Raw genomic sequence first — 26854 nt, forward strand, 5'->3', positions numbered from 1 at the left:
GAGGATTAGCTCACCGCCTGGCTTAACGTCAGGCGGTGAAATTTAGCTAAAAATTGGGCGACTGGCGTCAGGATATTGCTGCGAAGCCTGCGGGCCAGCGGCGACGACAAAGCCTTGTGGCAACAGGCGCTTCAACACTTTTTGCGCCGCCAGGCTCTGTTCTTCATTCTCAAAATGAATCACCAGCGCATCGCCGGAGGGCGTAATACTTTTGATACGCACGCCCTGCGCAGAAAGTTGCTGATAAAGATAAAAACCATCGGGCAGATTGGTGCCGCTGTTGGCGACGCGGATCTGCACCACGGTTTCATGCTGCATCAAGGTCGGAACGAAACAGATCGCCAGCAGCGCCAACGCGCCACCCAGCGCCCAAGGCAGGAAACGCCTTGGGAATCCACGGAATGTGATCATGACTGTGAATTCCCGCTACGCGCAGACTGACGTTTACGCCAAATAACCACTAAAGAACCGACCAGGCCAACCACCAGCAGCACCAGCGGCAGCAGCATCAGGCACAACATCAGCTCATCTTCGTAACGACGGAAAATCGGCGTTTTACCCAGCGCGAAGCCCAGCACGGTAAGGATCAGCACCCACAGGAAGCCACTTACCCAGTTGAAGAACTGGAAGCGCGCATTACTCAGGCCAGAAAGCCCGGCGATGGTAGGGAGCAAGGTGCGAACGAAGGCAATAAAGCGACCCACCAGCAGTGCAGACAAGCCATGGCGATGGAACAATCGGTGGGCGCGTTGATGATATTGCGCGGGCAAGTGTGAAAGCCATTTTTGCACGGTAGGCGTATTACCGAGCCAGCGACCCTGAATGTAGCTCACCCAGCAGCCGAGGCTGGCGCCAGTGGTCAGAATCAGCAGCGTCAGCGGGAAACCCATGGTGCCTTTAGCAATCAAAACGCCGACCAAAATCAGTAAACTATCGCCCGGCAGAAAGGCGGCGGGCAGCAATCCATTTTCCAGAAACAGAATCATGAACAACACGCCATAAATGGCCCAAACCAACGTCGGGTCGGAGAGCATTTCGTAATCCTGCTGCCATAAGGCATGCAGCAATGCTTGCAAAATATCCATCAATCATTCCTGAACATCATTGTTAAACGTGCCCGTGAGGGGCTTAGGCGCAGACTGGCGTTGGTTATACATTTTAGATAAGCAGCCTGAGCAGGAGTTTCCGGATCCTTCCAGAATTGATTGTTAAATCAGCGACTTTTTAAAGCCCTGTCGCAAAGGGTAATAAAAGGGCGATAACTGTAACAAAAATAACGTTATCCAGACAGGGGAAAGTGCCTGCCGCACAGGAGTTTTACCTTTAGACGCAGGTGGTCAAAAGGAGCTTTACATGAGCTGACACTATTGCAGACTAACTGACTTTTTCAGCAACAAAACGCCTGAAAAATAAGCAGGATCAGCGTGGGTTTTCGCTACCTTCAGGCAGGATGACCGGATTTTCAGCAAACATGTAACGATCAACGTTAAATTCGAAATCATCGGTGGTGGCGTTAAACAGCATCTGCTTAGTATTTTCCAGATGTTGCCACATTGCCAGCTTACTGGCGGCGGGATCTTTGCGGATCAGGGCTTTGAGAATCTGGTCGTGATCGTCACACCAGCTGGTGATATTTTTGGCATCAATATGTTCGTGCAGCTTTAACCAGTAAGGATTGTGCAGACGGTGCAGCCACATCTTCTCGACAATCGCTGCTAAGGCGCTGTTCTGCGTCGATTGCGCAATGCGCACGTGAAACTCCATATCCCACGCCGAATCGCGCGAATGATCTTCCTGACGCGCTTTCTCCTGAATTGCCATCAATGCCACGATATCCTGGCGTGTCACCTGCGTGGCGGCAAACTCAGCCACGTTGCTTTCAATCAACTGGCGCGCCTGCAATAACTCGAAGGGGCCGAAATTAGCGAACTCCAGCTGGCTGGACGTTACCACGCGGTTCTGTTGCTGGCTGCTGATGACGTGAATGCCGGAACCTTTCCGCACCTCCACGTAACCTTCCACTTCCAGCATGATGATCGCTTCACGCACCACGGTACGGCTCACCTGCATCTCCTCCGCAATCAGACGCTCGGCAGGCAGTTTGTCGCCGACCCGATACTCGGCAGCTTCAATGCGGCGTTTGAGTTCGCTGGCGAGTTGTTGATAGAGGCGTCGTGATTCGGTCAGGTCCATTGCGCGGTCCGCTGTGGGAGAAAGTTGAGTTGTTATACCACTTCAGCCGCACAGAGGAAATGGGCTGGCCGATGCCAGCCCGGAAAGGTTAGGTGCGCACTGCAGCGGACTGCACCGCAGGCTGATCGTCGAGTTCAGAAACCGGCTGGTTTTTCAGCACCGTCCAGATAACCACCGCGCCTAGCAGATCAAACACCGCCAGCGCCGCGAACAGCGGGCTGAAGCCCAGCGTATCGGCCAGCGCACCGACCACCAACGCAAACAGGGTGCTCGCCGTCCAGGCCGCCATGCCGGTTAAGCCGTTGGCGGTAGCCACTTCGTTACGGCCAAATACATCCGAAGAGAGCGTGATCAGCGCGCCTGAAAGCGCCTGATGGGCAAAACCACCGACGCACAACAACCCAATCGCCACATACGGGCTGGTGAACAACCCGATGGTGCCTGGCGCAATCATTAACACCGCGCCCATGGTCACCACCAGTTTGCGTGAGACGATGAGATTGACGCCAAACCAGCGCTGAAACAGCGGCGGCAAGTAGCCACCGACGATGCAGCCGAGATCGGCGAACAACATCGGCATCCAGGCAAACATGGCGATCTCTTTCAGGTTGAAGCCGTACACCTTAAACATAAACAACGGGATCCACGCGTTAAACGTTCCCCACGCGGGTTCGGCGAGGAAACGCGGCAGCGCAATGCCCCAGAACTGGCGATTGCGCAGGATCTGGCGTGCCGACATCTTCTTATTATTACCGGTTTGATGCTGCAACTCCTGGCCGGCAATGATGTAGTGACGCTCCTCATCGCTCAGCTTGGTTTGTTGTTTAGGATGCTTATAAAACACCAGCCAGCAGAGGGCCCACACCATGCTCAGCACGCCAGTAATAATGAACGCCATTTGCCAGCTGTGCGCCATGATCGCCCACACCACCAGCGGCGGAGCCAGCATTGCGCCAATTGACGAGCCCACGTTGAAATAGCCCACCGCCACCGAACGCTCTTTGGCAGGGAACCATTCGCTACTGGCTTTCAGGCCTGCGGGAATCATTGCTGCTTCGGCGGCACCCACCGCGCCGCGTGCCAGCGCAAAGCCGCCCCAACTGCCCGCCATCGCGGTTGCCGCACAGAAGATTGCCCACAGCACGGCAAACACTGCATAACCAATTTTGGTGCCGAGCATGTCCAGCACATAACCGGCTACCGGCTGCATGATGGTGTAGCACGCCGAGTAGGCGGCGACGATATAAGAATATTGTTGCGTGGTGATACCCAACTGCGTTTCCAGCGTGGGCGCAGCGACGGCAATGGTATTGCGCGTCAGGTAACCGAGCACGGTGCCCAGCGTCACCAGCCCAATCATGTACCAGCGTAGCCCTTTGATCTTACGCATTATTAACCTCGTCCAGTCTGTCGTTGCGGTTTTACCGCTGTAGTTATCTGGAGCGGGAAGACGTGAACAGTGCTGTTCACTCCCGCAGTTCCTTGCCTGTGCCATTAATCCCGTTAGCAACGGAGCGAGAGGTTAACTTGTTATACCGCTTTAAAAGTTGAATGCCATCACATAAACCTTGCGGCCAGTGTATGTTAGGGCTAAAGATCGTTAAAACAGCCATTTAACGCATTATCCGCAACATAATCGTCCATATACCCACAGTGAAACTGTCATTATTGTGAGTCGGATCGCAAACAATTTTGCCGCCCGTTTAAATTGGTATGATAACTTTTAGTTAAAAGCCATCTGGCTACAAAATGAGGAAGCAGGTATGTCGCGTTTTATGAGTGAGGATTTTCTACTCGACACCGAGTTCGCCCGTCGTCTGTACCACGACTACGCTAAAGACCAGCCGATTTTCGACTATCACTGTCACTTACCGCCGCAGCAGATTGCCGATAATTACCGCTTCACCAACCTCTATGACATCTGGCTGAAAGGCGATCACTACAAATGGCGTGCAATGCGCGCTAACGGCGTGCCGGAAGCGTTATGCACCGGCGATGCCAGCGATCGTGAGAAATTTAACGCCTGGGCGCGTACCGTGCCGCATACCATCGGCAATCCGCTCTATCACTGGACGCACCTCGAATTGCGCCGCCCTTTTGGCACCACCGATGTGCTGCTGAATGAGCAGAGCGCAGATCGCATCTGGCAGCAGTGCAATGAACTACTGGCGCAGGACGCCTTCAGCGCGCGCGGCATCATGCAGCAGATGAAGGTGAAAATGGTCGGCACCACCGACGATCCGCTCGACGACTTACAGCATCACCGCAAGCTGGCGCAGGACAGCAGCTTTGACGTCAAAGTGCTGCCGAGCTGGCGTCCAGACAAAGCCTTTAACATTGAGCTGGAGAGTTTCCTACCGTGGATTCAGCGCTTAGCGCAGGTCGCGGATGTTAACGTGCAGCGCTTTGACGATCTGCGCCGCGCCTTAAGCCAGCGACTCGATCACTTCGCCGCGCATGGCTGCAAAATTTCCGATCACGCGCTGGATGTGGTGGTGTTTGCGGAAGCGGATGACGCCACGCTGGATGGCATTCTGGCGCGCCGACTGCAAGGTGCAGCGCCTTCCGCTGAAGAGACGGCCCAGTTTAAAACTGCTGTGCTGGTGTGGCTCGGCAGCGAATATGCGCGTCGCGGCTGGGCGCAGCAGTATCACATTGGCGCGCTGCGCAACGCCAATCGCCGCCAGTTCGATATCCTCGGGCCGGATGTAGGCTTCGATTCGATTAACGATGCGCCGTTGGCGATTCCGCTGGCGCGTCTGCTGGATGCGCAAAACCGCAATAACGCGCTGCCCAAAACCATTCTTTACTGCCTCAACCCGCGCGACAACGAAGTGCTGGCGACCATGGCAGGCAATTTCCAGGGTGAAGGCGAACCCGGCAAGATGCAGTTTGGTTCGGCGTGGTGGTTTAACGATCAGCTGGATGGCATGCAGCGGCAGATGACGCAGCTGGCGCAAATCGGCCTGCTGAGCCGCTTCGTCGGCATGCTAACCGACAGCCGCAGCTTCCTCTCTTACACGCGTCATGAATATTTCCGTCGTCTGCTGTGCCAGATGATCGGCAATTGGGTGGCGCGGGGCGAAGCGCCTGAAGACGAGGCGTTGTTAGGGCAGATGGTACAGAACATCAGTTTCAACAATGCGCGCGATTACTTCGGTATTGAGCTGGGAGCCTGATAATGCAGCGACTCAACCGTCACGATTTTCCTGGCGCGCACTACAGCGAGCGCGTTATCCAGTTTGGTGAAGGCAACTTCCTGCGCGCCTTTATCGACTGGCAGCTCGACTGGCTTAATCAGCATCACAATACCGATGCGGGCGTGGTGGTGGTGCGGCCGCGCAACCGCGTGGTGGAAGAGACACTGAATCAGCAAGATGGCTTATACACCACGCTGATTCGCGGGCTGAATGCGGCGGGCGAACAGGTGAGTGAAGCCCGCCTGATCCGCAGCGTGAATCGTGAAATCCAGCCGTATCAGCAGTTTGATGCATTTCTCGCGCTGGCACGCGCACCGCAGATGCGCTTTGTCTTCTCCAATACCACAGAAGCCGGCATTGCTTTTGCGGAGCAGGATCGGCTGGACGACACGCCCGCCTCATCCTTCCCCGGCAAGCTGACGCAGCTGCTGTGGGCGCGCTTCAACCATTTTTCCGGTGCCAGCGATAAAGGTTGGCTGGTGGTGCCCTGTGAACTGATCGATTACAACGGCGACACGCTGCGTGAGCTGGTGCTGCGCTACAGCCAGCATTGGCAGCTGCCGCCGGCGTTTGCCCGCTGGGTGCAGGATCACTGCGCGTTCTACAACACGCTGGTGGATCGTATTGTCACCGGTTATCCCGCGGATAGCGCGGCGATCGAAGCGTCATTAGGCTACGAAGATCGCTATCTGGTGGCGGGCGAAGTCTATTACCAGTTTGTGATTCAGGGACCAAATGCACTGGCGCAGGAGCTGCAGCTGCACACGCTGGCACCGGAAGTGAAGCTGGTGGAGGACATCACACCGTACAAAGCGCAAAAGGTGGCGATCCTTAACGGCGCGCACACCGCGCTGGTGCCGGTGGCATTTCAGGCCGGGCTGGAGAGCGTGGGAGAGGCGATGGATGATGCGCAGATGGCCAGCTTTGTCGATGCGCTGCTGCGCGATGAGGTGATCCCCACGCTGGATCTGCCGCGCGACGAGCTGCACGCCTTTGCCGACGCGGTGCAGCGTCGCTTCCGCAATCCCTTTATCCGCCATGCGTTGCTCTCCATCGCCCTTAACGGCATGACCAAATTCCGCACCCGTTTGCTGCCGCAATTGTTGTTGTCGCAGCAGCAAAACGGGCAATGGCCTGTGCGGCTGAGCTTCGCCTTTGCCGCGTTGCTGGCCTTTTATCGTGGTGCAGAGGGCAAACGTCACTGGCCGCTGCAGGACGACGAACAGTGGCTGCAGCGTTTCGCTGAACTGTGGTCAGCAGTAAATAACGATAAACAGACTCCAGAACAGTTGGTGCGCGCGGTACTCAGCGACGCCAATCACTGGGGCGAAGATCTCACTCAGCAGCCCGGATTAGTGGCTGCGGTCAGCCAACACCTGCAAAACATCATCGTCCACGGGATGCGGACGGCGTTGACACAACTGAGATAACGCTATGCAAGATGCCATTAGAATCCATTCACGCGACAACGTTGCTGTGGCGTTGCGCGATTTGCCAGCCAATACCCAGGTCGAAATCAATCAACAGGCGATCACCTTGCAGCAGGAGGTTGGACGCGGCCATAAGTTTGCGCTGCAGCCTTTAGCCACCGACGCGCTGGTGATCAAATACGGTTTGCCGATCGCGCACGCCACTCAGCCGATTGCGGCCGGCGAGATCATTCACTCCAGCAATGCGCGCACCAACCTAAGCGACGTGGATGAGTACGACTATCAGCCCGATTTTCTCGATCTGCCGCCGCAAGCTGGCGACCGCGACGTGCAGATCTATCGCCGCGCCAGCGGGGAAGTGGGCATCCGTAATGAGTTATGGATCCTGCCCACCGTGGGCTGCGTCAACGGCATCGCGCGGCAAATCCTGACGCGCTTTATGAAAGAGACCAATGACGCCGAAGGCATTGATGGCGTGCATCTGTTCAGCCATCCGTTTGGCTGTTCGCAGCTCGGGCAGGATCACGAGAACACCCGCACCATGTTGCAGAACATGGTGCGCCATCCCAATGCCGGCGCGGTGCTGGTGATTGGGCTTGGCTGCGAGAACAATCAGGTTGATGTGTTTCGTGAAACGCTTGGTGGCTTCGATAGCGATCGCGTGCAGTTCATGGAGTGCCAGAAGCAGGATGATGAAGTGGAAGCGGGGCTGGAACGTCTGCACGAACTCTATCGTGCCATGCGCGCGGATCAACGCCAGCCGGGCAAACTCAGCGAGCTGAAGTTTGGCCTGGAGTGCGGCGGTTCGGATGGTTTTTCCGGCATCACCGCCAATCCTATGCTGGGCTGTTTCTCCGACCAGATAATTGCCAACGGCGGTACCACGGTGCTGACCGAAGTGCCGGAGATGTTTGGCGCAGAGCGCATCCTGATGAGCCGCTGCCGCGATGAAGCCACCTTTGAAAAAACCGTGGCGATGATTAACGACTTCAAGCGCTACTTTATCGATCACCAGCAGCCGATTTATGAGAATCCATCACCCGGCAACAAAGCGGGCGGCATCACCACGCTGGAGGAGAAGTCGCTCGGCTGCACGCAAAAGGCCGGACAAAGTCAGGTGGTGGATGTGCTGAAGTACGGAGAGCGCTTGCATATGCCGGGACTGAATCTGTTAAGTGCGCCGGGCAACGATGCGGTTGCAACCAGCGCGCTGGCGGGCGCTGGCTGTCATATGGTGCTGTTTACCACCGGACGCGGCACGCCGTACGGCGGTTTTGTGCCGACGGTGAAGATCGCCACCAATACGCAGCTCGCCGAGAAGAAGCCGCACTGGATCGATTTTAATGCCGGGCGTTTGCTTGAAGGGATGAGTATGGCGGAGATGCTGGAGGACTTCGTCGATATGATTGTGGCGATTGCCAATGGCCAACCCGCGCGCAACGAAACTAATGATTTTCGCGAGTTAGCCATCTTTAAAAGCGGTGTGACCTTGTAAAACCAGGTCGCCATGAATGGCGACCTATATTCAAAAACCTTACTTTACTCCGACTCCGACACCGTACGACGCGGCTGGCGCTCGGCTTCGGCCTGGCATACGGCCGCGGTAAACAGAATATCCGTCGAGGAGTTCAGCGCGGTCTCGGCAGAATCCTGCAGCACGCCAATAATAAAGCCCACCGCCACTACCTGCATCGCCAAATCATTCGGAATACCAAACATGTTGCAGGCTACCGGGATCAGCAGCAGCGAACCGCCGGCCACACCGGATGCGCCACAAGCACACAGTGACGCCACCAGACTCAACAGAATGGCGGTTGGAACATCCACCGCAATACCCAGCGTATGTACTGCCGCCAGTGTCAACACGGTGATGGTGATGGATGCGCCAGCCATGCTGATGGTGGCACCCAGCGGGATCGACACGGAATACGTGTCTTCATCCAGATTGAGACGTTTCGCCAGCGCCATATTGACCGGAATGTTAGCCGCTGAACTGCGGGTGAAGAACGCGGTGACGCCACTTTCACGCATGCAGGTAAACACCAGCGGATACGGGTTGCGGCGAATCTTCTGGAACACCAGCATTGGGTTGATTACCAGCGCCATAATCAGCATGCAGCCGAGCAGCAGCGCCAGCAGATTGGCGTATTCCCACAGCGCGTCAAAGCCGGTTGAGGCGAGGATGGAAGCCACCAGACCAAAAATCCCCAGCGGCGCACAGCGGATCACACAGCGCACGACCCAGGTCGCGGCATTGGACGCGTCGTTAAGAAACGCTTTGCTGCTTGGGCTGGCATGACGAAACGCCAGCCCCAATCCCAGCGCCCACACCAAAATACCGATGTAGTTGGCGTTCATCAGCGCTTCAATCGGGTTCGACACCATGCTCATCAGCAAACCGTGCAGCACTTCGGTAATACCCGACGGCGGCGTAATTTGCGTGGCGCCGACGTTCATCGACAGCGTCTGAGGGAACAGATGGCTGAAGATCACCGCCACAACCGCAGCAAAGAACGTGCTGAGCAGATACAGCATGATAATCGGGCGGATATTGGTTTTCTGTCCCTGCTGATGGTTAGCGATCGAAGATATTACCAGCACCAAAACCAACAGCGGCGCGACGGCTTTTAGCGCACGCACGAACAGCTCACCCAGCAAGCCAACGGCCAGTGCGGCATCGCGTGAGAACCACGCCAGCGCCACGCCCGCCACCAGGCCGATCATGATTTGTTTTACCAGGCTTCCTGCGAACAGTGCGCCCAGACGTCCAATAAAGTTGTTTTGCATATCACAGTCTTTTTATATTCGCGGTCATGAGTATTGTGCGCGGTTCCACCACGCACAACGGTTTGCCCGGCGGAGTATAAGGAAAAGAGCTTATGAGGAAAGAGATAATTCTGTGCATGCGCAGCAGATCGGTTTTTTGATCTGCTGATGATGGGAAGTGTGACAGATATATAAAAGGTGAAGGTTGCCACTGGCGAAACAAAGCAGGGGCGATTAGCGCCCCTGCAGAAGATTATGGTGAGATCTTCTTCTGGTCGTTTCTGTGGTTTACCCAGGCGTTGATCAGCAGCGTACCGCCGAGAATTACACCCACCACCGTCAGCGAGATGCCGACGGGAATGTGATAGAACTCGACAATCAGCATTTTGATACCGATAAACACCAGCACAATCGCCAGGCCATATTTCAGCATCGAGAAACGCTCCGCGACGTTAGCCAGCAGGAAGTACATGGCGCGCAGGCCAAGAATCGCGAACAGGTTGGAAGTCAGCACAATGAACGGATCGGTGGTCACCGCGAAGATAGCGGGAATGCTGTCCACGGCGAAAATCACATCGCTCAGTTCAACCATGATCAGCACCAGCAGCAGCGGCGTAGCAAACAGCACACCGTTTTTGCGGGTGAAGAACTTCTCGCCGTCCAGACTATCGGTCATGCGCAGATGTTTGCGCAGCCAGCGCACCACCGGTTTGTCGCCCACCGTGCTGTCATCTTCCTCTTTCGCCAACGCCATTTTCAGGCCGGTGAATAGCAGGAAGGCGCCGAACACGTAAAGGATCCAACTGAACTGAGTAACCAAATAGCTGCCAGCGAAGATCATGATGGTACGCAGCACAATCGCGCCCAATACGCCATAAATCAGCACGCGGCGCTGCAGGTTGGCCGGTACAGCGAAGTAGCTAAACAGCATCAGCCAGACAAAGACGTTATCCACCGCCAGCGCTTTCTCTAAAACGTAGCCAGTGAGGAAAGCGAGGGTTTGCGCGGTGGCGACTTCACGTCCGGCGGTGCCGTCGAGATACCACCAGAAGGCGGCGCTGAACAGCAGTGAAACTGACACCCAAATCAGCGACCAGACCGCTGCTTGTTTGAATGACATGGTCTGTGCGCCGCGTCGGCCCTGTAATAGCAGGTCGATCGCCAGCATGATGAGCACTACGACAGCGAAGCTGCCCCAAAGTAACGGTGTGCCAACTGAGTGCATAGTCGTATCCTTTTCCAGAAATAAAAAAGCGGCTGAAGTCAGAAGACGTCAGCCGCTTTGATCGTGCTGCAAGCAAACCTCGCCTTCCGGCAAGGTCTCACTTACAACTCAGAATAGATTCCGGGTTGCCTGACGACCGGATGCGTAACGCATATTGCGTGGCGCATCGTAATGACGATCAATCAGCGTAGAAGTTACTCCCCTTTGCAGCGCTAAACATACGGAGTTCGATAATCGCTTTCAAGAGGGCTCTGGAAATGTTTTGCAATATTTACACTTCAGTCTGATCCGCCGGGAATACCACGCCGGTCTGGCGACGGATTTCCGTGAGCAGTTGCGCCGTAATACGTGAGTTTTCTAAGGCCGCATGCTCAACTTCACCGGCTTCCACCAATTTGGCGAAGGTTTCGGCTTCATACAGCATGGTATTGATGTGCTGCGGCTGCGTCAGGTTTTGGCTCTCGCCACCGCGCGGGATAAAGCGCAGTTGCTGGCACTCGGAGATCTTTTCAATCACCAGCGATCCCGCTTCGCCCTGAATTTCACTCGGGATCAGTGAATCGCTGACCTTTGAGTGCAGCAGCGTGACATCAAAATCGCCGTAGCCCAGCACCACCACGCCATGCGCATCAACGCCACTTTCCAGCAGGGAAGCTTGCGCCTTGACCTGCTGTGGCGCACCCCACAAGGTGACAGCGGCGGCAAGGCAGTAAAAGCCGATATCCATCATCGAGCCATTCGACCAGCGAGGATTAAAGGTATTCGGGTTCTCACCATCCAGATAGCGCTGATAACGCGAGGAATACTGGCAGTAGTTGATCAAGGCTTTACGCAGTTTGCCCAATTGCGGCAACGTTTTTTGCAGTTGCAGGAAGGTGGGCAGGCTGGCGGTTTTAAAGGCTTCGAACAGCACCACCTGATGCTGGCGCGCGCAGGCAATCATCGCCTCGGCTTCACGCAGGTTAGACGCCATCGGCTTCTCGCAAATCACATGCTTGCCATGTGACATAAACAGTATCGCCTGTTCACTGTGCAGCGCATTCGGACTGGCGATATACACCGCATCGATCTCACTGCTGGCGGCAAGCTCATCCAGAGAGGTGAAGGTCAGCTTGCAGGGATAATCCACCACAAACGCGTCGGCCTGCTGCTGATTACGCGAATAGACGCCGCTCAGCTTCATTTTGCCGGTTTCATGCGCGGCGTCGATAAACTGGCGGGTAATCCAGTTGGTTCCCACGATGGCGAAACGAATCACGTGCTGCTCTCCTGCTAAAGTAAAACGGCAGAGTAACATGTTCATCTGAGCGCCAGGCAGGCGAAATTTGATCCTGAGATCCGCATTCCAATATGATGATGCCGCACAACTTTTTAACCGACTTAGCGGGGACGCGCGGGTGAGTGGAAGTAAACATGCTCTGAACTGGACCACATTACTGATCGCCATCCCCGTTGGATGTGTGGCCTCGCTGGTGACGCTGGCCTTTCGCGGCGTAATTGAATTGATCAACCATCTGCTGTTCAACAGTGACAGTGAAATCACCGTGGCGATGTATGTCTGGCCGTGGATCTTCTGGCCGCTGCTGGTGGGCGCGGGCGGCGTATTGGCCGGTTTTTTCCTGCGCTATGCGGTGGCGATTGAGAAACAGGAAACGGTGCAGACCGATTATCTGGAGGTGATCAACGCGCGGCTCGATGCGGTACCAACCAAAACCTCGCTGTTCCGTGCGCTGTCATCGATGGCCAGCATCGGCAGCGGCGCGTCGATAGGTAAAGAGGGGCCGATGGTGCAGCTATCGGCGCTGAGCGGCAGTTTAATCGGGCGCTGGCTGCCCAAATCGCTGAATCTGCGCAACAGCGATATCGTGGCGATGGCCGCTGCTGCCGGGCTTTCATCGGTGTATCACGCCCCGTTGGCGTCGGCGATATTTGTCGCGGAGATCGCTTTTGGCATCTCGGCGCTGCAACGCTTGATTCCGCTAATTGTCTCGTCGGCGGTGGCGGTGATGACCATGTGGTCGCTGGGTTTTCGCAGCGCGCTATATCCGTTATCCGAAGCGCTATTCCAGATGGATATCAGCAGTTTGCTGATGACGTTGCTGATTGGTTTTGTCGCCGGTATCGCCGGCTGGCTGCTGATCAAACTGATTGCGCGCAGCAAGGCGCTGTTTGGCCGCGTGCGTTCGCTGCCGCTGCGGCTCGGCGCCGGTGGATTAGCGGTGGGCTTTTTGGCGCTGATCTCCACCGATATTCTCGGTAACGGTTACGAAGTGATCGTGAAAATCATTGATGGCCAATATCTACTGATGGGATTACTGGGATTGCTGGTGCTAAAAACGCTGGCGACCACGCTGTCGGTGGGTTCCAACGCGGTGGGCGGGCTGTTTACCCCTTCCTTATTGATCGGCGCACTGCTCGGCGTGGCGCTGGCGCAAATGGGTGTGATGCTGCATTTACCGGTCGGCAATACTTTGCTGTATGCGGCCATCGGCATGGCGGCGGTGCTGGCGGCGGTCAGCCAGGCACCGTTAATGTCGATGCTGATGGTGCTTGAGATGACGCTGAATAGCAGCCTGTTGTTCCCGATTATGATCGCGTCAGTGCTGGCCTCAATGGTGGTGTATCGCCTGCAATCGTCCAGCACTTATCCGGTGGTGAGCAGCCATTTCAGTCGTTCCGAAGCCAAGTATGATTTCGATAACATGCGTGTCGATCAGTTGATCATTCCCGGCGCGGCGTTGCAGCCAGAAGAGTCAGTAGGGCAGGCGCTGGCGGTGAGCTCGCTCAAGCGGGAACGTTATGTCTATGTGATTAATAGTGAAGGGCAATTTCTCGGCGTGGTGTCGATACACGATATCTCACGCAAGGTGTTGTCGCAGGAGATCACGCTGCATTCGCCAGTCAGTAGCGTGATGGACAATAACTTTCCCTGCATTTATCAGAATCAAAGCATGCGCGAAGGTTGGGAAGCCTTTGCCCGCGTCACGCTTGAACGCCTGCCGGTGCTAAATAATCCGCAGGAGCGCCGTTTTATGGGCGCACTGACCAAAACCAGCCTGATCCAAAAAGCGCAGGAGTTTCTTTAAGCTGCGTTGCCGCGCATCGCCTGATCGGTCATCCACAAGCGGGCGTCAAATTCCAGCTGGTGATAATCCGGTTCCATGTGGCAGCAGAGTTGGTAAAACGCTTTGTCGTGCTCTTTCTCTTTCAGGTGTGCCAGCTCGTGCACCACGATCATGCGCAAAAACGCTTCCGGTGCGAGGCGGAAGAAAGTGGAGATGCGAATCTCCGCTTTGGCTTTTAGATTGCCGCCTTGCACGCGCGAAATCGCCGTGTGCAGCCCCAACGCGTGCTTCATCACCTTGATTTTATTGTCCCAAATCACTTTGCTCACCGGCGGTGCGCTGCGCATATAGCGGTTTTTCAGCGCCTGCGTGTAATCATAGAGCGCGCGGTCGCTGACGATATTGTGCGTATCGGGATAGCGTTGCTGGAGAAAGGCACCTAAGCGCTCATGTTCGATCAGCGTCTGAACCTGCTCGAGGATGTTTTCAGGGTAGCCCTGCAGATAGATTAATGACATTGGGATTCCCGGCGAAAGACAGTATACTGCGCCCCCTTTTTAGGGCGAAAATCGCGCAAAGTGTACCACGCCGGAGATTCCATGAGCCAACTTGAACTGACCAATCGCACGCTGACGCTGCACCGCTTCCCGCCAATGCGTGAGGAAAGCCCGCTACAGGCGTGGGATTCCGCCGATGAATACCTGTTGCAGCAAGCGCTGCCCGAGGGACCGGTTTTGGTGTTCAACGACAGCTTTGGCGCGCTGACTTGCGGGTTGGGAGCACGTCCGGTGTGGCACGTCAGCGATTCGCTGCTGAGCGAACAGGCGGCAAAACAGAATCTGCGACTCAATGAGATGGATGAAGATCAGGTGCATTTTCTCGATAGCCTGGCGCCATTGCCGGCCGCACCGGCGGTGGTGATGATCAAAATTCCCAAAGCGCTGGCGCTGCTTGAGCATCAACTGCGTGCACTGCGCGAAGTGGTGACGCCGGACACGCTGATTCTGGCGGCGGCGAAGGCCAAAGATATTCACAACTCCACGCTGCAACTGTTCGAGCGCATCCTCGGCGAGAGCAAAACCTCGCTGGCGTGGAAAAAAGCGCGTCTGATTTACAGCCGCTTCACTGCGCCGCAATTAGCGGATCAGCCCGCCACCACCGTTTGGCCGCTGGATGATTCTGAGTACCAGATCCACAATCACGCCAACGTGTTTTCCCGCGCGTCGCTGGATGTGGGCGCACGCTTCTTTATGCAGCATCTGCCTTTTGACATTGAAGGTGAGATTCTCGACCTGGGTTGTGGCAACGGCGTGATTGGCTTGCTGGCACTGGAACAGAACCCAAACGCGGACGTGCTGTTTTATGATGAATCCTACATGGCGGTGGCATCAAGCAAACTGAACGTGGAAGTGAACCGTCCGCAGGATATGGCGCGCTGTCAGTTTCGCGTTAACAACGTGCTGAGTGGCTTCCCGTCCGATCGCCTACACGCGGTGCTGTGCAATCCGCCATTCCATCAGCAGCACGCGGTGACCGATCATCTGGCATGGCAAATGCTGCGTGATGCGAAACGCTGCCTGCAGTATGGCGGCGAGTTGCGCATCGTCGGCAACCGCCACCTCGGCTATCACGTCAAAATGAAAAAGCTGTTTGGTAACTGCGAACTGGTGGCGTCCAACGCCAAGTTCGTGGTACTGCGTTCGGTCAAACTGCGCTAATTACACACTCAGCGCCAGTTCGGTCGCCTGAGCGATGGCGCGGCGAGCATCCAGCTCCTGCGCCACATCCGCACCCCCAATCACACGTACGGATTTGCCACGCGCGCTGAGCTGGTCCGCCAGCAGGCGCAGCGGTTCCTGCCCGGCACAAATCACCACGTTATCTATCGGCAGCGTCATCGCTTCGCCCTGATGGCGCAGATGTAATCCGGCGTCATCAATCTGCAAATATTCGACGTCGCCCCACATCTGCACGCCGTGCGCCTGCAAGCTGGCGCGGTGGATCCAGCCGGTGGTTTTCGCTAAGCCTGCGCCCGGCTTGCCGGATTTGCGCTGCAGCAGCCAGATTTGCCGATCGGCGGGCTGTGGCTGTGGCGCAATCAAACCACCTCGCGCCTGCAGGCTGCGATCGATGCCCCAGCTTTGGTAAAAATCGTCATGGCTGGTTTGATGCAGCAGAAACTCAGCGGTATCAAAACCAATGCCGCCCGCGCCGATAATCGCCACGCGTTTTCCCACCGGTTTTTTATCGCGTATCACATCAAGGTAGCTCAGCACGCTGGGATGATCGATGCCAGGAATCGTCAGCTGGCGCGGCAAGATACCGGTAGCGATAATCACTTCGTCAGCGGCTGCCAGTTCGTCAGCGCTGACGCGATGTTCCGTTTTAATCGTTACGCCTGCGGCAGCAAGTTGGTAACGGAAATAGCGCAACGTTTCACTGAATTCAGCTTTGCCGGGAATCTGTCGGGCGATATTAAACTGCCCACCAATTTGCGCATCGGCCTCGTAAAGCGTGACCTGATGGCCGCGCTGCGCCGCCTGCAGCGCGAACGCCATACCCGCGGGTCCCGCACCCACCACCGCCAGCTGTTTCGGTTGCTTGGTGGCAATCACCGGCATCAGCGTTTCGTGGCAGGCGCGCGGATTCACCAGACAAGAGGTGATTTTGCCAACAAAGATTTGATCGAGGCAGGCCTGATTACAGGCAATGCAGGTGTTGATGGCATCGGGCTGGCCGGTTTCGGCTTTACGGACGAAAGCCGCATCGGCGAGGAAAGGGCGCGCCATCGAGACCATATCAGTGATGCCATCACGCAAAAGCTGTTCAGCGACATCGGGATGGTTGATGCGATTGGTGGCGATGACCGGCACCGATACGCGCTCGCGCAGATGCTGCGTGACCCAGGCAAAACCAGCACGCGGCACGCAGGTGGCGATGGTGGGAATGCGCGCTTCATGCCAGCCAATGCCGCTGTTAAACAGCGTAACGCCGCACTGCTCCAGCGCTTGCGCCAGTGAAAGCGTCTCTTCCAGCGAGCTGCCGTTATTGACCAAATCGAGCATCGACAAGCGGAAGATAATGATGAAGTCGCTGCCGACGGCATCACGCACCGCTTGCGTCACCGCTAACGCAAAGCGCTGGCGTCGCGTCACATCGCCGCCCCAGTCATCCTCGCGCTGATTGGTGTGCGCCACCAGAAACTGGTTAATCAGATAACCTTCCGAGCCCATGATCTCCACGCCGTCATAGCCGGCCTGTTGCGCCAGTTTGGCGCAGTGCGCGAAGTCCTGAATGGTTTGCTGAATATCCGCATCGCTGAGCGCTTGGGGCGTAAAAGGATTGATCGGCGCCTGTAATGCCGATGGGGCAACCAGGTCACGCTGATAGCTGTAGCGCCCGGCATGCAGTATTTGCAGCGCGATTTTGCCGCCTTCTGCATGCACCGCATCGGTGATGATACGGTGCCAGTTGCACTGACTTTTCTGGTTGAGGATCGCTCCGCCTTGTGCCACCACGCCTTGCGGATTGGGCGCGATACCGCCAGTGACAATCAGCGCCACGCCTTCACGCGCTCGCTCAGCGTAAAAAGCGGCCAGACGCTCTGCGCCCTCAGCGTGTTCTTCCAGTCCGGTATGCATCGAACCCATCAGGAAACGATTTTTAAGCTGGGTGAAACCCAAATCCAGCGGGGCGAACAGGTGGGCATAATGCTCAGACATAATCACATACTCAGAGAGTGGTCGGATGAGTGAACTCTAGCGGGATTTTGCAGGGAAGGAAGTGTGTGGCGTTCAGCCTGTGAGAAGTATCAAAAAAAAGCAGGGCGGTAAGTCGCAGACGAAAGTATCGGACTTCTTTCGGCAGGCACGGGAAGAAACCTACTCGCCCTGTAATAGCATGAAGAAGGGGCTAATAAATTAGCTCTGTGGTTATTAATTCCTTTATAACTCAATCTTTTTAAAAACTGTCCGGGGTTAGGACAAGGCATATCATGCCACGCCATAACGTTATTAATCAGCAAGACTAGTCTTGATTTTTCTTTCAACAAGCCCCATTGCGACGTGCAAGTTCGATGATATCAACCAGGTTTTTTGACTCGAGTTTTTGGAATATCTTTGTTTTATAAGTGCTGATTGTTTTATTATTTAATCCCAATTCGCAAGCGATGGTTTTATTGGACTTCCCCTGTGCGAGCTGTCGCAAAATTAAATTTTCACGGTCAGTCAGGCGAGAAAGCATATCTTGCTCATTCGCATAACGCTGACGTTTATCCAGAATGTCGCCCGGTAGATAATTCACATTATTAGAAACGCAGCCAATGGCGGCGATCAGTGTTTGAATGGGATCGTAAGTTGACACGAACCCATTCGCACCCTGGCTAAGTGACTGTATAGAAAGGTGGTTATTGCCATCCTGACTAATCAGTATGACTTTCATCCACGTCTTTGATTTGACGATATCGCGTAAAAATGCGATGCCATTTTTTTCTTTAAAGTCAGGATCTAATATTAGTATGTCGATGTGGTGATGAATGATATCATCAATACCATCGTTAATTGTGTGCGCAGTAGTGACACAATTAAAGCCATTCATTAATAATAAAGCCTGCACGCCGGCGGCAACCAAACGATGCTCATCAACGATGAGGATTTTTGCATTAAACATATCTCTCCCTTTAACGGCACCGTAATGATGACGTTGACGGCCATTATGTCCGGCAGATTAATAGGGCGAACCGAGAAATGTCTCGATAAGATTATGATTCTATAAATCTTGATGATTTTTCAGGCGATGTTTCTCAAATTCTTGCAAGGATTCATTAACACGTTTCATTTCCTCGACAATCTGCTGAATTAACGCTTGCGGATCGCGGGCTTCCTCGCGGTGTTTCTCCAACTTGCGGCCCAGTTCAGTCAACGTTGGAGCATTTAGCATTGCTGCTCCTCCTTTTAATTTGTGACCCAGCTGTGACAGGGCGCTGGCATCATTGGTTTGCTGAAGTGATACCAACAACTCATCGTGGCTGGTTCGTATGCTGTTGAGTAACACCAGACAACCTTCACTATCCTGTTCGGCCAATTGTGTTAACAGCTGTGGGAAGGAGGAGATACTCGCTGCCGGCGGGGCCTGGATTTCGGGTTTTATGGCGCTGCGCCGGGTACAACGTGCAACCTGAGCAAGTAAGCTCTCTAAATCCAGCGGCTTGAAAAGACAATCGTTCATTCCCGCCTGAAGGCAGCGTTGCATAATATGCTGCTCAGCCGATGCAGTCAGGCCGAATAGCATGATCGGTGTTAACTGATGCTCATGCTCGTATAGACGCAGCGCTTCAGCGAACTGAAAGCCGTTCATGCCAGGCATATTACAGTCTGTGATGATGAGGTCGAAACGTAATGGATCCTGCTGCCATAACGTCAGTGCTTCTGCCGCACTTTCACTCACCATGACTTGATGGCCAGCCAGTTCAAGCTGTTTCCCAAGCAGTAATCGGTTGGGTGCATGATCGTCGATGATCATCACGGAGAGCTTGTCGGAGATCAGCGGCTGCGACAAATGAGGCTGTGTTTGATCCTGCGGTTCACCGGGCAAGGCACGGAAATAAAAAGAGAACACCGCGCCTTCCCCTGGCGCACTTTCCACAATCAGCTCACCATCCAGTAGATGCGCCAGATTACGACAAATGCTTAATCCTAATCCGGTGCCAATTTGCTGCTGCTGACGATCGCCCACCTGCACAAAAGGTTCGAAGATGGCGTGCTGTTGGTCTTCCGTCATGCCACAACCTTGATCGCTAACTTCGATCACGAATTCACAACCGTCCTCCTCCTGCGCAATGCCCTGCATGAGCACAACAGTGACAGTGCCGTAATCGGAAAACTTAATGGCGTTGCTCAATAGGTTGGAGAGAATTTGATTCAGCATCAATGGGTCTGTTTTCACCCAGTAAGCAGCAATATCCATCTCTACCCGCAGTTCAAGTCCCTTAATCTCTGCTTTATTACGGAATAGCGTAACCGCTTGATCGAGAACATCAGGAAGGTAGACCGTTTCTAACGTTGGTTGATAAAGGCCGGACTCGATTTTCGACAAATCGAGAATATCGCCAATCAATGACAGCAACGCGCGTGCCGAATGATACGCAACACGGATGTTCTCTGAGAGTGAATCAGCCGGTTGCAAGCGAGTTTCGAGCTCCAGTAAGCCAATCATGGCATGCAGTGGCGTGCGGATTTCATGGCTCATGCTGGCAAGAAATTCACTTTTGGAGCGGTTGGCTTTATCAGCCACATCTTTGGCGAGTTGTAACTCCTGCAGCAGCGCATTGCGTTCAGTGACATCCAGCCAGCCCCCAATAACACCTGCGACATCACCGTGCCGATCGCGAAACGGCAGTATCCAGTGATAAAGCTGGAATGTCCGCTGTTCAAAATCCATGTGTATATCGCGCATGACGGCTTCGCCATCCAGTAAGGTTTTTTGATAGCCATCTTCAATACTGTGAATACTGGCGTTATTGCCAGTGAGAACGTCCGACAGTCGTTTACCGATGACATCTTCTCGCTGGAAATCCATAAAACGTAGGTAGGCATTGTTGCAATCCACTAATCGGGTTTGTTTATCGCGGATATACATGGCAACGGGCGAGTCATTGAAGAGTGTATGGGTGAAATTGAGCTGATTTTTCAATGCATTTTCAGCCTGAATACGCTGCTGAATAACCTTCCGCAGATGACGGTTCCACAGCAAAATAAGGGCTATTAATCCGGTCGAGACCGACACAATCAGCAAGATAACTTGTTTGTAACTCTGCCATGAAGCACTGAGGAACGGCATCTCTGACTGACGCCAATGTGCCAGCAACTTGAACATGGTTTCGGGAGGAATCGCGATCAAGGCTTTATTGAGAATGCTAATCAGCGTTTCATTACCGGGTTCAACACGCATGACAAAACGTGCCGGGTCTGCACCCAACGTGGTTTCAATAATCAGGTCATCTGCGTAATGGTTGTGGAGCAGATAATCCACAAAAATCTTTGGCAGCACTACCGCATCAATTTCATGCGCCTGCAATTCACGCAAGGCCTGCAAAGGATCATTGATATAGGCGAGGTTCAGATGGGGATAATGCAGAAGCATCCAATCCTTCATCTGCCGGTTGTTCAGCATGAGAGCCGAGCCAAAGGGAAAAGGATCCCGAGCCATAATATTCCGAGGGCGTTTATGGCGAATAATGACCCAGTGTGAAACCAGCCATGGGCGGGTTATTAACTGAGGGGGCATATCCGGGGTAAGCATCTCAAGCGCATACAGATGTGGAAAATGCTTATCGGTTTGGTTACGTCCACTTTCTTCCTGAACTTCTGAATTAAATGTAATGCCACTTTGGTTGGCTATCAGATCTAAAACATCAATGATCATGCCGCGAAACGGCATGCTCCCGTTGCGACTGCTGAGTGGAGCGAGGGTTTGCGGTAGTGCGGTGTTGATACGCGGGTGTGCCTGCAGCCATTTCTCCTCTTCATGCTTGAGTGCAAGCGGATTACGCTGCAGCACATGGTACGTATCCAGTTGCCAGCGCTTCGCTATCTGCATGCGAATAGAGAGAGGAATTTGTGTTAAGGCAAAATTAATCGCTTCGGCAAGTTGTGGATGACGCGGGCTAATGCCAAAGCTGAAATTCATCGGAATAGCGTGGTCATCTTTGGTTATATCCAGCGCATTTGCGAACATGAAGCGATTTAGGTGCGTAAGTGTGGCGGCATTGCCCCATACACGCTCTGTTTGGCCAAATACTGTTGCTGCGACAGCATCGTAGTAACCAGGAAAGCGAACTAAAAGGTCGCTCTTAAAAGTCTCTTCTAAATGTGCACGCATCAACGCTGAACCAGACCAGGCCATGCGATTGGGTTCATCAATTTTTAATTGAGCGTTTCGCTCAGACTTAAAACCGATCGCTGCATAATCCAGCATCCAGGGGTCGCTGGCGATCAAGGTTTGCGCCTCTGCTACTGAGGATTGCTCCACATAGATCGCTAATAGTTGCATTTCTCCGCTGGTTACGGCTTCCTGGGCCGCGCTATGGCTGGCGTAATAATGGATTTCTATTGTGGTATCCAGCATATTCTGAATCAGAGAGAGATAATCCGCACTTACGCCTTCGAATCGTCGCGTATCCATATCCATAAAAAGGGGCGGTTGTGGTTGCCCAGCGACAGCAACTTTGAGAACGTGATGACGAAACTCTGAAGAGATAGGTTCAGCCAGTTGTAAAGCAGGTTGAGCTACATCATATCGCGCCAGTAATTGCAGTTTTTTCTCTGATGCTATTAATGAACATGAAACTAAAGCCAGAAAAAATAAGGCCAACAAGCGAAAAGTATTAAGATTAATTAGCACGCTGCCTTCTTAAGGTATCCATTAATGTCTATCAGGACCAGGGATTATAAAGATATTATTATCTTTCGCTCGTTCTATTCTTTTACTGTTAAAATTTTGCGACCATTCTCAAATGTTTGATTTTTAGCGAAAGAGAGAGGGTGATAGCGATGTAACTATATGATGTTCATTTCTTAGCTTATTCAGTTAGTTAGATTGCTCCTTTTCTTTCAAGACAATTCTTATGTGGTCTTGTTAAGGAGTTAAGTCAGACTTTTCCCACTTTTACGTGAGCAGGCAAGTAAGAATCTATCACGGAAAAATATAAACCTAAAAGGGGTATATAAAAATGACCGCTATTAGGGTGACGCTATCGATTTAGAATTCTGATGTTGTGAAGGCTATTTTTCACAGCTGTTGTAATCGACACCATTTATTTATTGAAGCGGGTGTGACAGTCAGAATTGGACAAAGTTAATGCTGTAATAAAGGAATAAATAAATGGTATATGCACATAATAAACAAGTGCGTGTGGCTGTCCTTGATGATCACCCCATGGTTCGTACCGTTTTCGAGTTGTGTTTAAAACATGAGCCCGATATTCATTTGGTGGGAACCTGGGCTTCAAGTAATGAATTATTTAATCAGCTAAGAAGTACCGTAGTTGATGTGCTGGTACTGGATTTCCTGCTGGGTGAACGTGAACTGGATGGCTTGGCGCTGGTGAAGCAACTGCGTAATCATTATCCCCAGCAAAAAATTCTGATCTCTTCTTCAATGGAGAGTCCGGCCATCGTCAAAATGGTGCTAAGCGCAGGCGTGAAGGGCTTTATTGGTAAAAGCCACAATATGCAGGAAATTACCCATGCGATTCGTCAGGTGGCGCAGGGCCGTTTGTTCTTGTCTAAAGAAGTCGCCTACGAGGTTGAAAATCTCTATGTCATGAGCGAAGAGTCGCTGGATGACAGCCTCGATTTTAGCAGCAAAGGCAATATGTATGAGAAGGTGAAAACCCTCAGCCCGCGTGAAGTTGAAGTGGTGCGTTGTTTTCTCGATGGTTTGAGCGTGTCACAAATTGCCGTGAAGTTTAAGCGCAGCCGTAAAACCGTGAGCGGGCAGAAACAATCGGCGCTGAAAAAGCTCGGTTTACGTTCGGATTCTGAACTGTTCAAATACAGCCACGACCTGATGTCAGGCTATTAATTCTCTTCACAGGCGGCCACTTACGGCCGCCTGTTTTCTCTTCGGCATCGCAGACTTCACGTTCCAGGTAACAGCTTTCCGTAACATGTCTTTAGGTGATGTTCATCACAGTTTTAAGCCGCATAACCCGGTCTGATGGCCCCCATTGCTACAGCTCTTATGGGGACGTTATGAATATCGAAACGCAATCCGGCGTAATCACTGGAAAAAAACAAGTCAGCGTTGCGCAGCAGCAGGTGAAATGGGACGGCAAAGGTACGCTGGTGCGTATCACGCGTGGCGGCATTTGTGGATCCGATCTGCATTACTATCAGGAAGGCAAGGTCGGTAGTTTTGAGATCAAAATGCCGATGATCCTGGGCCACGAAGTGATTGGTTATGTGGTGGAGAGCGACAATCCAGCACTTAAACCCCAACAAAAAGTCGCGGTAAATCCCTCTAAGCCTTGCGGCGCGTGCAAATATTGCCAGCGCGATCAGGAAAACCAGTGCACCACCATGCGCTTCTTCGGCAGCGCCATGTATGTGCCGCACGTTGACGGCGGTTTTACCCAATACAAAGTGGTGGATAGCGCGCAATGCGTGCCGTTCCCGCAGGATGCTGATGAAACGGTCATGGTGTTCGCTGAGCCGCTGGCGGTGTGTATTCACGCCACGCAGCAGGCAGGTGATCTCACCGGCAAGCACGTGTTTATCTCAGGCGTGGGTCCGATTGGCTGCCTGATTGCGGCGGCGGCCAAAGCGCGCGGCGCGGCCTCCATTGTGTGCAGCGATATCAGCGAGCGTTCACTGGAGATGGCGCAGCAGATGGGCGCAAGCGAGGTGATTCATGCCGCCGACGGCGATTTCGCGCCCTATCTTGCCGACAAAGGCTATTTCGATGTGACGTTTGAAGCCTCCGGCCATCCTTCTTCGCTGCAGCGCTGCCTCGATGTGGTGTGCGCCAAAGGTACGCTGGTGCAGGTTGGCATGGGCGGCACCATTCCCAATTTCCCGATCATGGCGCTGATTGCCAAAGAGATTAATCTGGTTGGTTCCTTCCGCTTTACTCATGAATTCAACACCGCCGTCGAATGGCTGGCTACCGGCGTGGTAAACCCGTTGCCGCTGTTCAGCGGTGAGTATGCCTTGCAGGATATCGATGCCGCGCTGCAGTTTGCCGGCGATAAAACCCGTGCCGCTAAAGTCCAGTTAACCTTTTAAGGAGCAGTGATGAGCCAGTTATTTTCCCTCGAAGGCAAGCGTGTGCTGCTGACCGGTTCGGCGCGCGGCATTGGATATCTGCTGGCGCGCGGCCTGGCGGAAGCCGGTGCTGACGTGATCGTCAACGCCACTACGCACGAAGGCGCAGAGAAGGGCGCGGCGCAGCTGCGTGAGTTGGGCTTACGCGCGCATGCCAAAGCGTTTGATGTCACGCAATCGGCGCAGGTGAAACAGGCGGTAGATGAGATCGAAGCGGAGTGGGGCGCGATTGATGTGCTGGTGAATAATGCTGGCATCCAGCGTCGTCGGCCGTTCCTTGAATTCCCGGAGCAGGACTGGAATGACGTTATCGCGGTCAACCAGACCGCCGTATTCCTGGTTTCGCAAACTGTGGCGAAAAAAATGGTCGAGCGTCAGCAGGGTAAAATCATCAATATCGGTTCGATGCAGAGCGAATTAGGGCGCGACACCATCACGCCTTACGCGGCCTCCAAAGGCGCGGTGACTATGCTGACGCGCGGCATGTGCGTGGAGCTGGCGCGTCACAACATTCAGGTGAACGCCATTGCACCGGGCTATTTCGTCACGGAGATGACTCAGGCGCTGGCTGACGATCCTGCCTTTACCGGCTGGCTAACCAAGCGCACGCCAGCCGCTCGCTGGGGCAAACCGGAAGAGCTGATTGGCGCGGCAGTGTTCCTTGCTTCCGGTGCATCGAACTTCGTTAACGGGCATCTGCTGTTCGTTGACGGTGGCATGCGCGTCGCCGTGTGATGACCGGGCGCGGCTGGCATTATCATCGGGCCGCGCCTAAACCTTAATCACCCCTCTGTATTCCTAAGGATAATAAAAATGCCAATAACCATCATTGTGCTGGGTGTGATACTGCTGCTGGTGTTGATGATTGTATTTAAGGTCAATGGCTTCATTGCTTTGGTATTTGTCTCGGCGGTGGTCGGTATTGCCGAAGGCATGACGCCACTGAATGTAATGGCCTCGATCCAGAAAGGTATCGGCTCGACGCTGGGCGGATTAGCCATGATCCTTGGCTTCGGCGCCATGCTCGGGCGGCTGGTTTCCGATACCGGTGCCGCACAACGCGTGGCTACCACGCTGATCGCTGCTTTTGGTAAAGAGCGGCTGCAATGGGCGCTGGTGGTGACCGGACTGATCGTCGGCCTGGCGATGTTCTATGAGGTTGGCTTCGTGCTGTTGCTGCCGCTGGTGTTCACTATCGTGGCGGCTGCCGGTTTGCCGCTGTTGTACGTCGGCGTACCGATGGTCGCCGCGCTCTCGGTCACTCACTGCTTCCTGCCGCCGCATCCTGGCCCGACGGCGATTGCCACTATCTTTGGCGCTAATCTTGGTACCACGTTGCTCTACGGCATGATCATCACCATTCCAACGGTGATTATTGCCGGACCGATTTTCTCGAAGTTCCTTAAAAGCTTTGAGAAGTCACCGCCGGAAGGGCTCTACAACCCAAAAATCTTCACGGAAGAGGAGATGCCAGGCTTCGGCATCAGTATTTTTGCCGCAGTGATTCCGGTGGTGCTGATGGCGATTGCCGCCGTCTTCGAGTTGACCACGCCGAAAGAGAACGCGCTGCGTCAGTTCTTCGAATTCATCGGTAATCCGGCAGTGGCGCTGTTTATCGCGGTGGTGATAGCGGTGCTGACGTTGGGGCTGCGCAATGGCCGTAAGATGGAAGAAGTGATGGATATGTGCGGCGAGTCGATTGCCGCCATCGCCATGATCATCTTTATCATCGCGGGCGGCGGTGCATTTAAACAGGTGCTGGTGGATAGCGGCGTGGGTAACTACATCGCCGATATGATGAAGGGATCGTCACTGTCACCGCTGCTGATGTGCTGGACGGTTGCGGCAATGCTGCGCGTGGCGCTGGGTTCAGCCACGGTGGCGGCGATCACCACCGCCGGTATTGTGACGCCAATTATCGCGGCCACGCATGCCGATCCGGCCTTGATGGTACTGGCGGTGGGTTCCGGCAGCGTGATCGCTTCACACGTGAACGATCCCGGCTTCTGGCTGTTCAAGGGTTACTTCAACCTGAGCGTGGTGGAGACCCTGAAAACCTGGACGGTGATGGAGACGCTGATTTCGATTCTCGGTTTAGCCGGCGTGTTGGCGCTCAATGCCATAATTCACTGATCGATAAAGCTTCACAAGG

General features: G+C 54.0%; 20 protein-coding genes. 9 read left to right on the forward strand and 11 right to left on the reverse strand.

Annotated features, from left to right (window positions below; genetic code table 11):
* Positions 1–42: 42 nt before the first annotated feature.
* From mzrA to ACVLVH_RS16855, 4 genes are all read right to left on the reverse strand, one after another.
* A complete protein-coding gene (mzrA, locus tag ACVLVH_RS16840; RefSeq protein ID WP_101762907.1) occupies positions 43–411 on the reverse strand; it encodes an EnvZ/OmpR regulon moderator MzrA in 369 nt (122 codons plus the stop codon).
* Positions 408–1085, reverse strand: a complete 678-nt coding sequence (locus ACVLVH_RS16845; RefSeq protein ID WP_101762908.1) for a DedA family protein — start codon at positions 1083–1085, stop codon at positions 408–410. The genes mzrA and ACVLVH_RS16845 overlap by 4 nt, the downstream gene beginning before the upstream one ends.
* A 334-nt stretch (positions 1086–1419) precedes the next feature.
* Positions 1420–2193: a transcriptional regulator ExuR gene (exuR, locus tag ACVLVH_RS16850; protein ID WP_192412237.1), complete on the reverse strand. Its 774-nt coding sequence runs from the start codon at positions 2191–2193 to the stop codon at positions 1420–1422.
* An 88-nt stretch (positions 2194–2281) separates the two neighbouring features.
* On the reverse strand, positions 2282–3583 hold the full coding sequence (locus tag ACVLVH_RS16855) for an MFS transporter (protein ID WP_101762910.1): 1302 nt from the start codon (positions 3581–3583) through the stop codon (positions 2282–2284).
* Between the two features lie 373 nt (positions 3584–3956).
* Between ACVLVH_RS16855 and uxaC the strand changes: the two genes are divergently transcribed.
* From uxaC to ACVLVH_RS16870, 3 genes are read left to right on the forward strand one after another with little or no spacing between them, the layout of a single operon-like run.
* The gene (uxaC, locus tag ACVLVH_RS16860) at positions 3957–5372 is read left to right on the forward strand and encodes a glucuronate isomerase (protein WP_192412235.1); all 1416 of its coding nucleotides are present in this window, start codon (positions 3957–3959) and stop codon (positions 5370–5372) included.
* A 2-nt stretch (positions 5373–5374) separates the two neighbouring features.
* Complete coding sequence (locus ACVLVH_RS16865; protein ID WP_192412233.1) at positions 5375–6823, forward strand: tagaturonate reductase; 1449 nt, start codon at positions 5375–5377, stop codon at positions 6821–6823.
* A 4-nt stretch (positions 6824–6827) separates the two neighbouring features.
* Positions 6828–8318, forward strand: coding sequence for a UxaA family hydrolase (locus ACVLVH_RS16870; protein WP_192412231.1), 1491 nt, complete (start codon positions 6828–6830; stop codon positions 8316–8318).
* A gap of 44 nt (positions 8319–8362) precedes the next feature.
* On the opposite strand, the gene sstT is transcribed toward ACVLVH_RS16870, so the two are convergent.
* The 3 genes from sstT to ACVLVH_RS16885 form a co-directional block, all read right to left on the reverse strand.
* Positions 8363–9610 carry a serine/threonine transporter SstT gene (gene sstT / locus ACVLVH_RS16875; protein ID WP_101762914.1) on the reverse strand — a complete coding sequence of 416 codons (1248 nt, stop codon included), beginning with the start codon at positions 9608–9610 and terminating at the stop codon, positions 8363–8365.
* Positions 9611–9842: 232 nt separating this feature from the next.
* Positions 9843–10814, reverse strand: coding sequence for a TerC family protein (locus ACVLVH_RS16880; protein ID WP_008103489.1), 972 nt, complete (start codon positions 10812–10814; stop codon positions 9843–9845).
* Positions 10815–11085: 271 nt separating this feature from the next.
* Positions 11086–12072, reverse strand: coding sequence for a Gfo/Idh/MocA family protein (locus ACVLVH_RS16885; RefSeq protein ID WP_192412319.1), 987 nt, complete (start codon positions 12070–12072; stop codon positions 11086–11088).
* A gap of 139 nt (positions 12073–12211) precedes the next feature.
* On the opposite strand from ACVLVH_RS16885, the gene ACVLVH_RS16890 reads away from it, so the two are divergent.
* Complete coding sequence (locus ACVLVH_RS16890; protein WP_192412229.1) at positions 12212–13900, forward strand: chloride channel protein; 1689 nt, start codon at positions 12212–12214, stop codon at positions 13898–13900.
* Here ACVLVH_RS16890 and ACVLVH_RS16895 read toward each other — a convergent pair.
* On the reverse strand, positions 13897–14397 hold the full coding sequence (locus ACVLVH_RS16895) for a M48 family metallopeptidase (RefSeq protein WP_101762916.1): 501 nt from the start codon (positions 14395–14397) through the stop codon (positions 13897–13899). The two genes, ACVLVH_RS16890 and ACVLVH_RS16895, sit on opposite strands and share 4 nt — an antisense overlap.
* A gap of 81 nt (positions 14398–14478) precedes the next feature.
* Between ACVLVH_RS16895 and rlmG the strand changes: the two genes are divergently transcribed.
* Positions 14479–15597, forward strand: a complete 1119-nt coding sequence (gene rlmG, locus ACVLVH_RS16900) for a 23S rRNA (guanine(1835)-N(2))-methyltransferase RlmG (protein WP_110867387.1) — start codon at positions 14479–14481, stop codon at positions 15595–15597.
* On the opposite strand, the gene ACVLVH_RS16905 is transcribed toward rlmG, so the two are convergent.
* The 3 genes from ACVLVH_RS16905 to ACVLVH_RS16915 form a co-directional block, all read right to left on the reverse strand.
* The gene (locus ACVLVH_RS16905; protein ID WP_192412227.1) at positions 15598–17601 is read right to left on the reverse strand and encodes an NADPH-dependent 2,4-dienoyl-CoA reductase; all 2004 of its coding nucleotides are present in this window, start codon (positions 17599–17601) and stop codon (positions 15598–15600) included.
* A gap of 322 nt (positions 17602–17923) precedes the next feature.
* Positions 17924–18547, reverse strand: a complete 624-nt coding sequence (locus tag ACVLVH_RS16910) for a response regulator transcription factor (RefSeq protein ID WP_192412225.1) — start codon at positions 18545–18547, stop codon at positions 17924–17926.
* Between the two features lie 99 nt (positions 18548–18646).
* On the reverse strand, positions 18647–22279 hold the full coding sequence (locus ACVLVH_RS16915) for an ATP-binding protein (protein WP_312462966.1): 3633 nt from the start codon (positions 22277–22279) through the stop codon (positions 18647–18649).
* A 480-nt stretch (positions 22280–22759) separates the two neighbouring features.
* Here ACVLVH_RS16915 and ACVLVH_RS16920 point away from each other — a divergent pair, with 480 nt between their 5' ends.
* The 4 genes from ACVLVH_RS16920 (at position 22760) to ACVLVH_RS16935 (ending at position 26835) form a co-directional block, all read left to right on the forward strand.
* On the forward strand, positions 22760–23461 hold the full coding sequence (locus ACVLVH_RS16920; protein ID WP_008103473.1) for a response regulator: 702 nt from the start codon (positions 22760–22762) through the stop codon (positions 23459–23461).
* Positions 23462–23631: 170 nt separating this feature from the next.
* Positions 23632–24663, forward strand: a complete 1032-nt coding sequence (gene idnD, locus ACVLVH_RS16925; RefSeq protein WP_498949818.1) for an L-idonate 5-dehydrogenase — start codon at positions 23632–23634, stop codon at positions 24661–24663.
* A 9-nt stretch (positions 24664–24672) separates the two neighbouring features.
* A complete protein-coding gene (idnO, locus tag ACVLVH_RS16930) occupies positions 24673–25437 on the forward strand; it encodes a gluconate 5-dehydrogenase (RefSeq protein ID WP_101762923.1) in 765 nt (254 codons plus the stop codon).
* 78 nt (positions 25438–25515) lie between these two features.
* Positions 25516–26835 (forward strand): gluconate:H+ symporter, encoded by a 1320-nt coding sequence (locus ACVLVH_RS16935; protein ID WP_192412221.1) that lies wholly within the window; start codon positions 25516–25518, stop codon positions 26833–26835.
* The last annotated feature ends 19 nt before the right edge of the window (positions 26836–26854 follow it).

The sequence above is a fragment of the Kluyvera sp. 1366 genome, assembly GCF_054823405.1.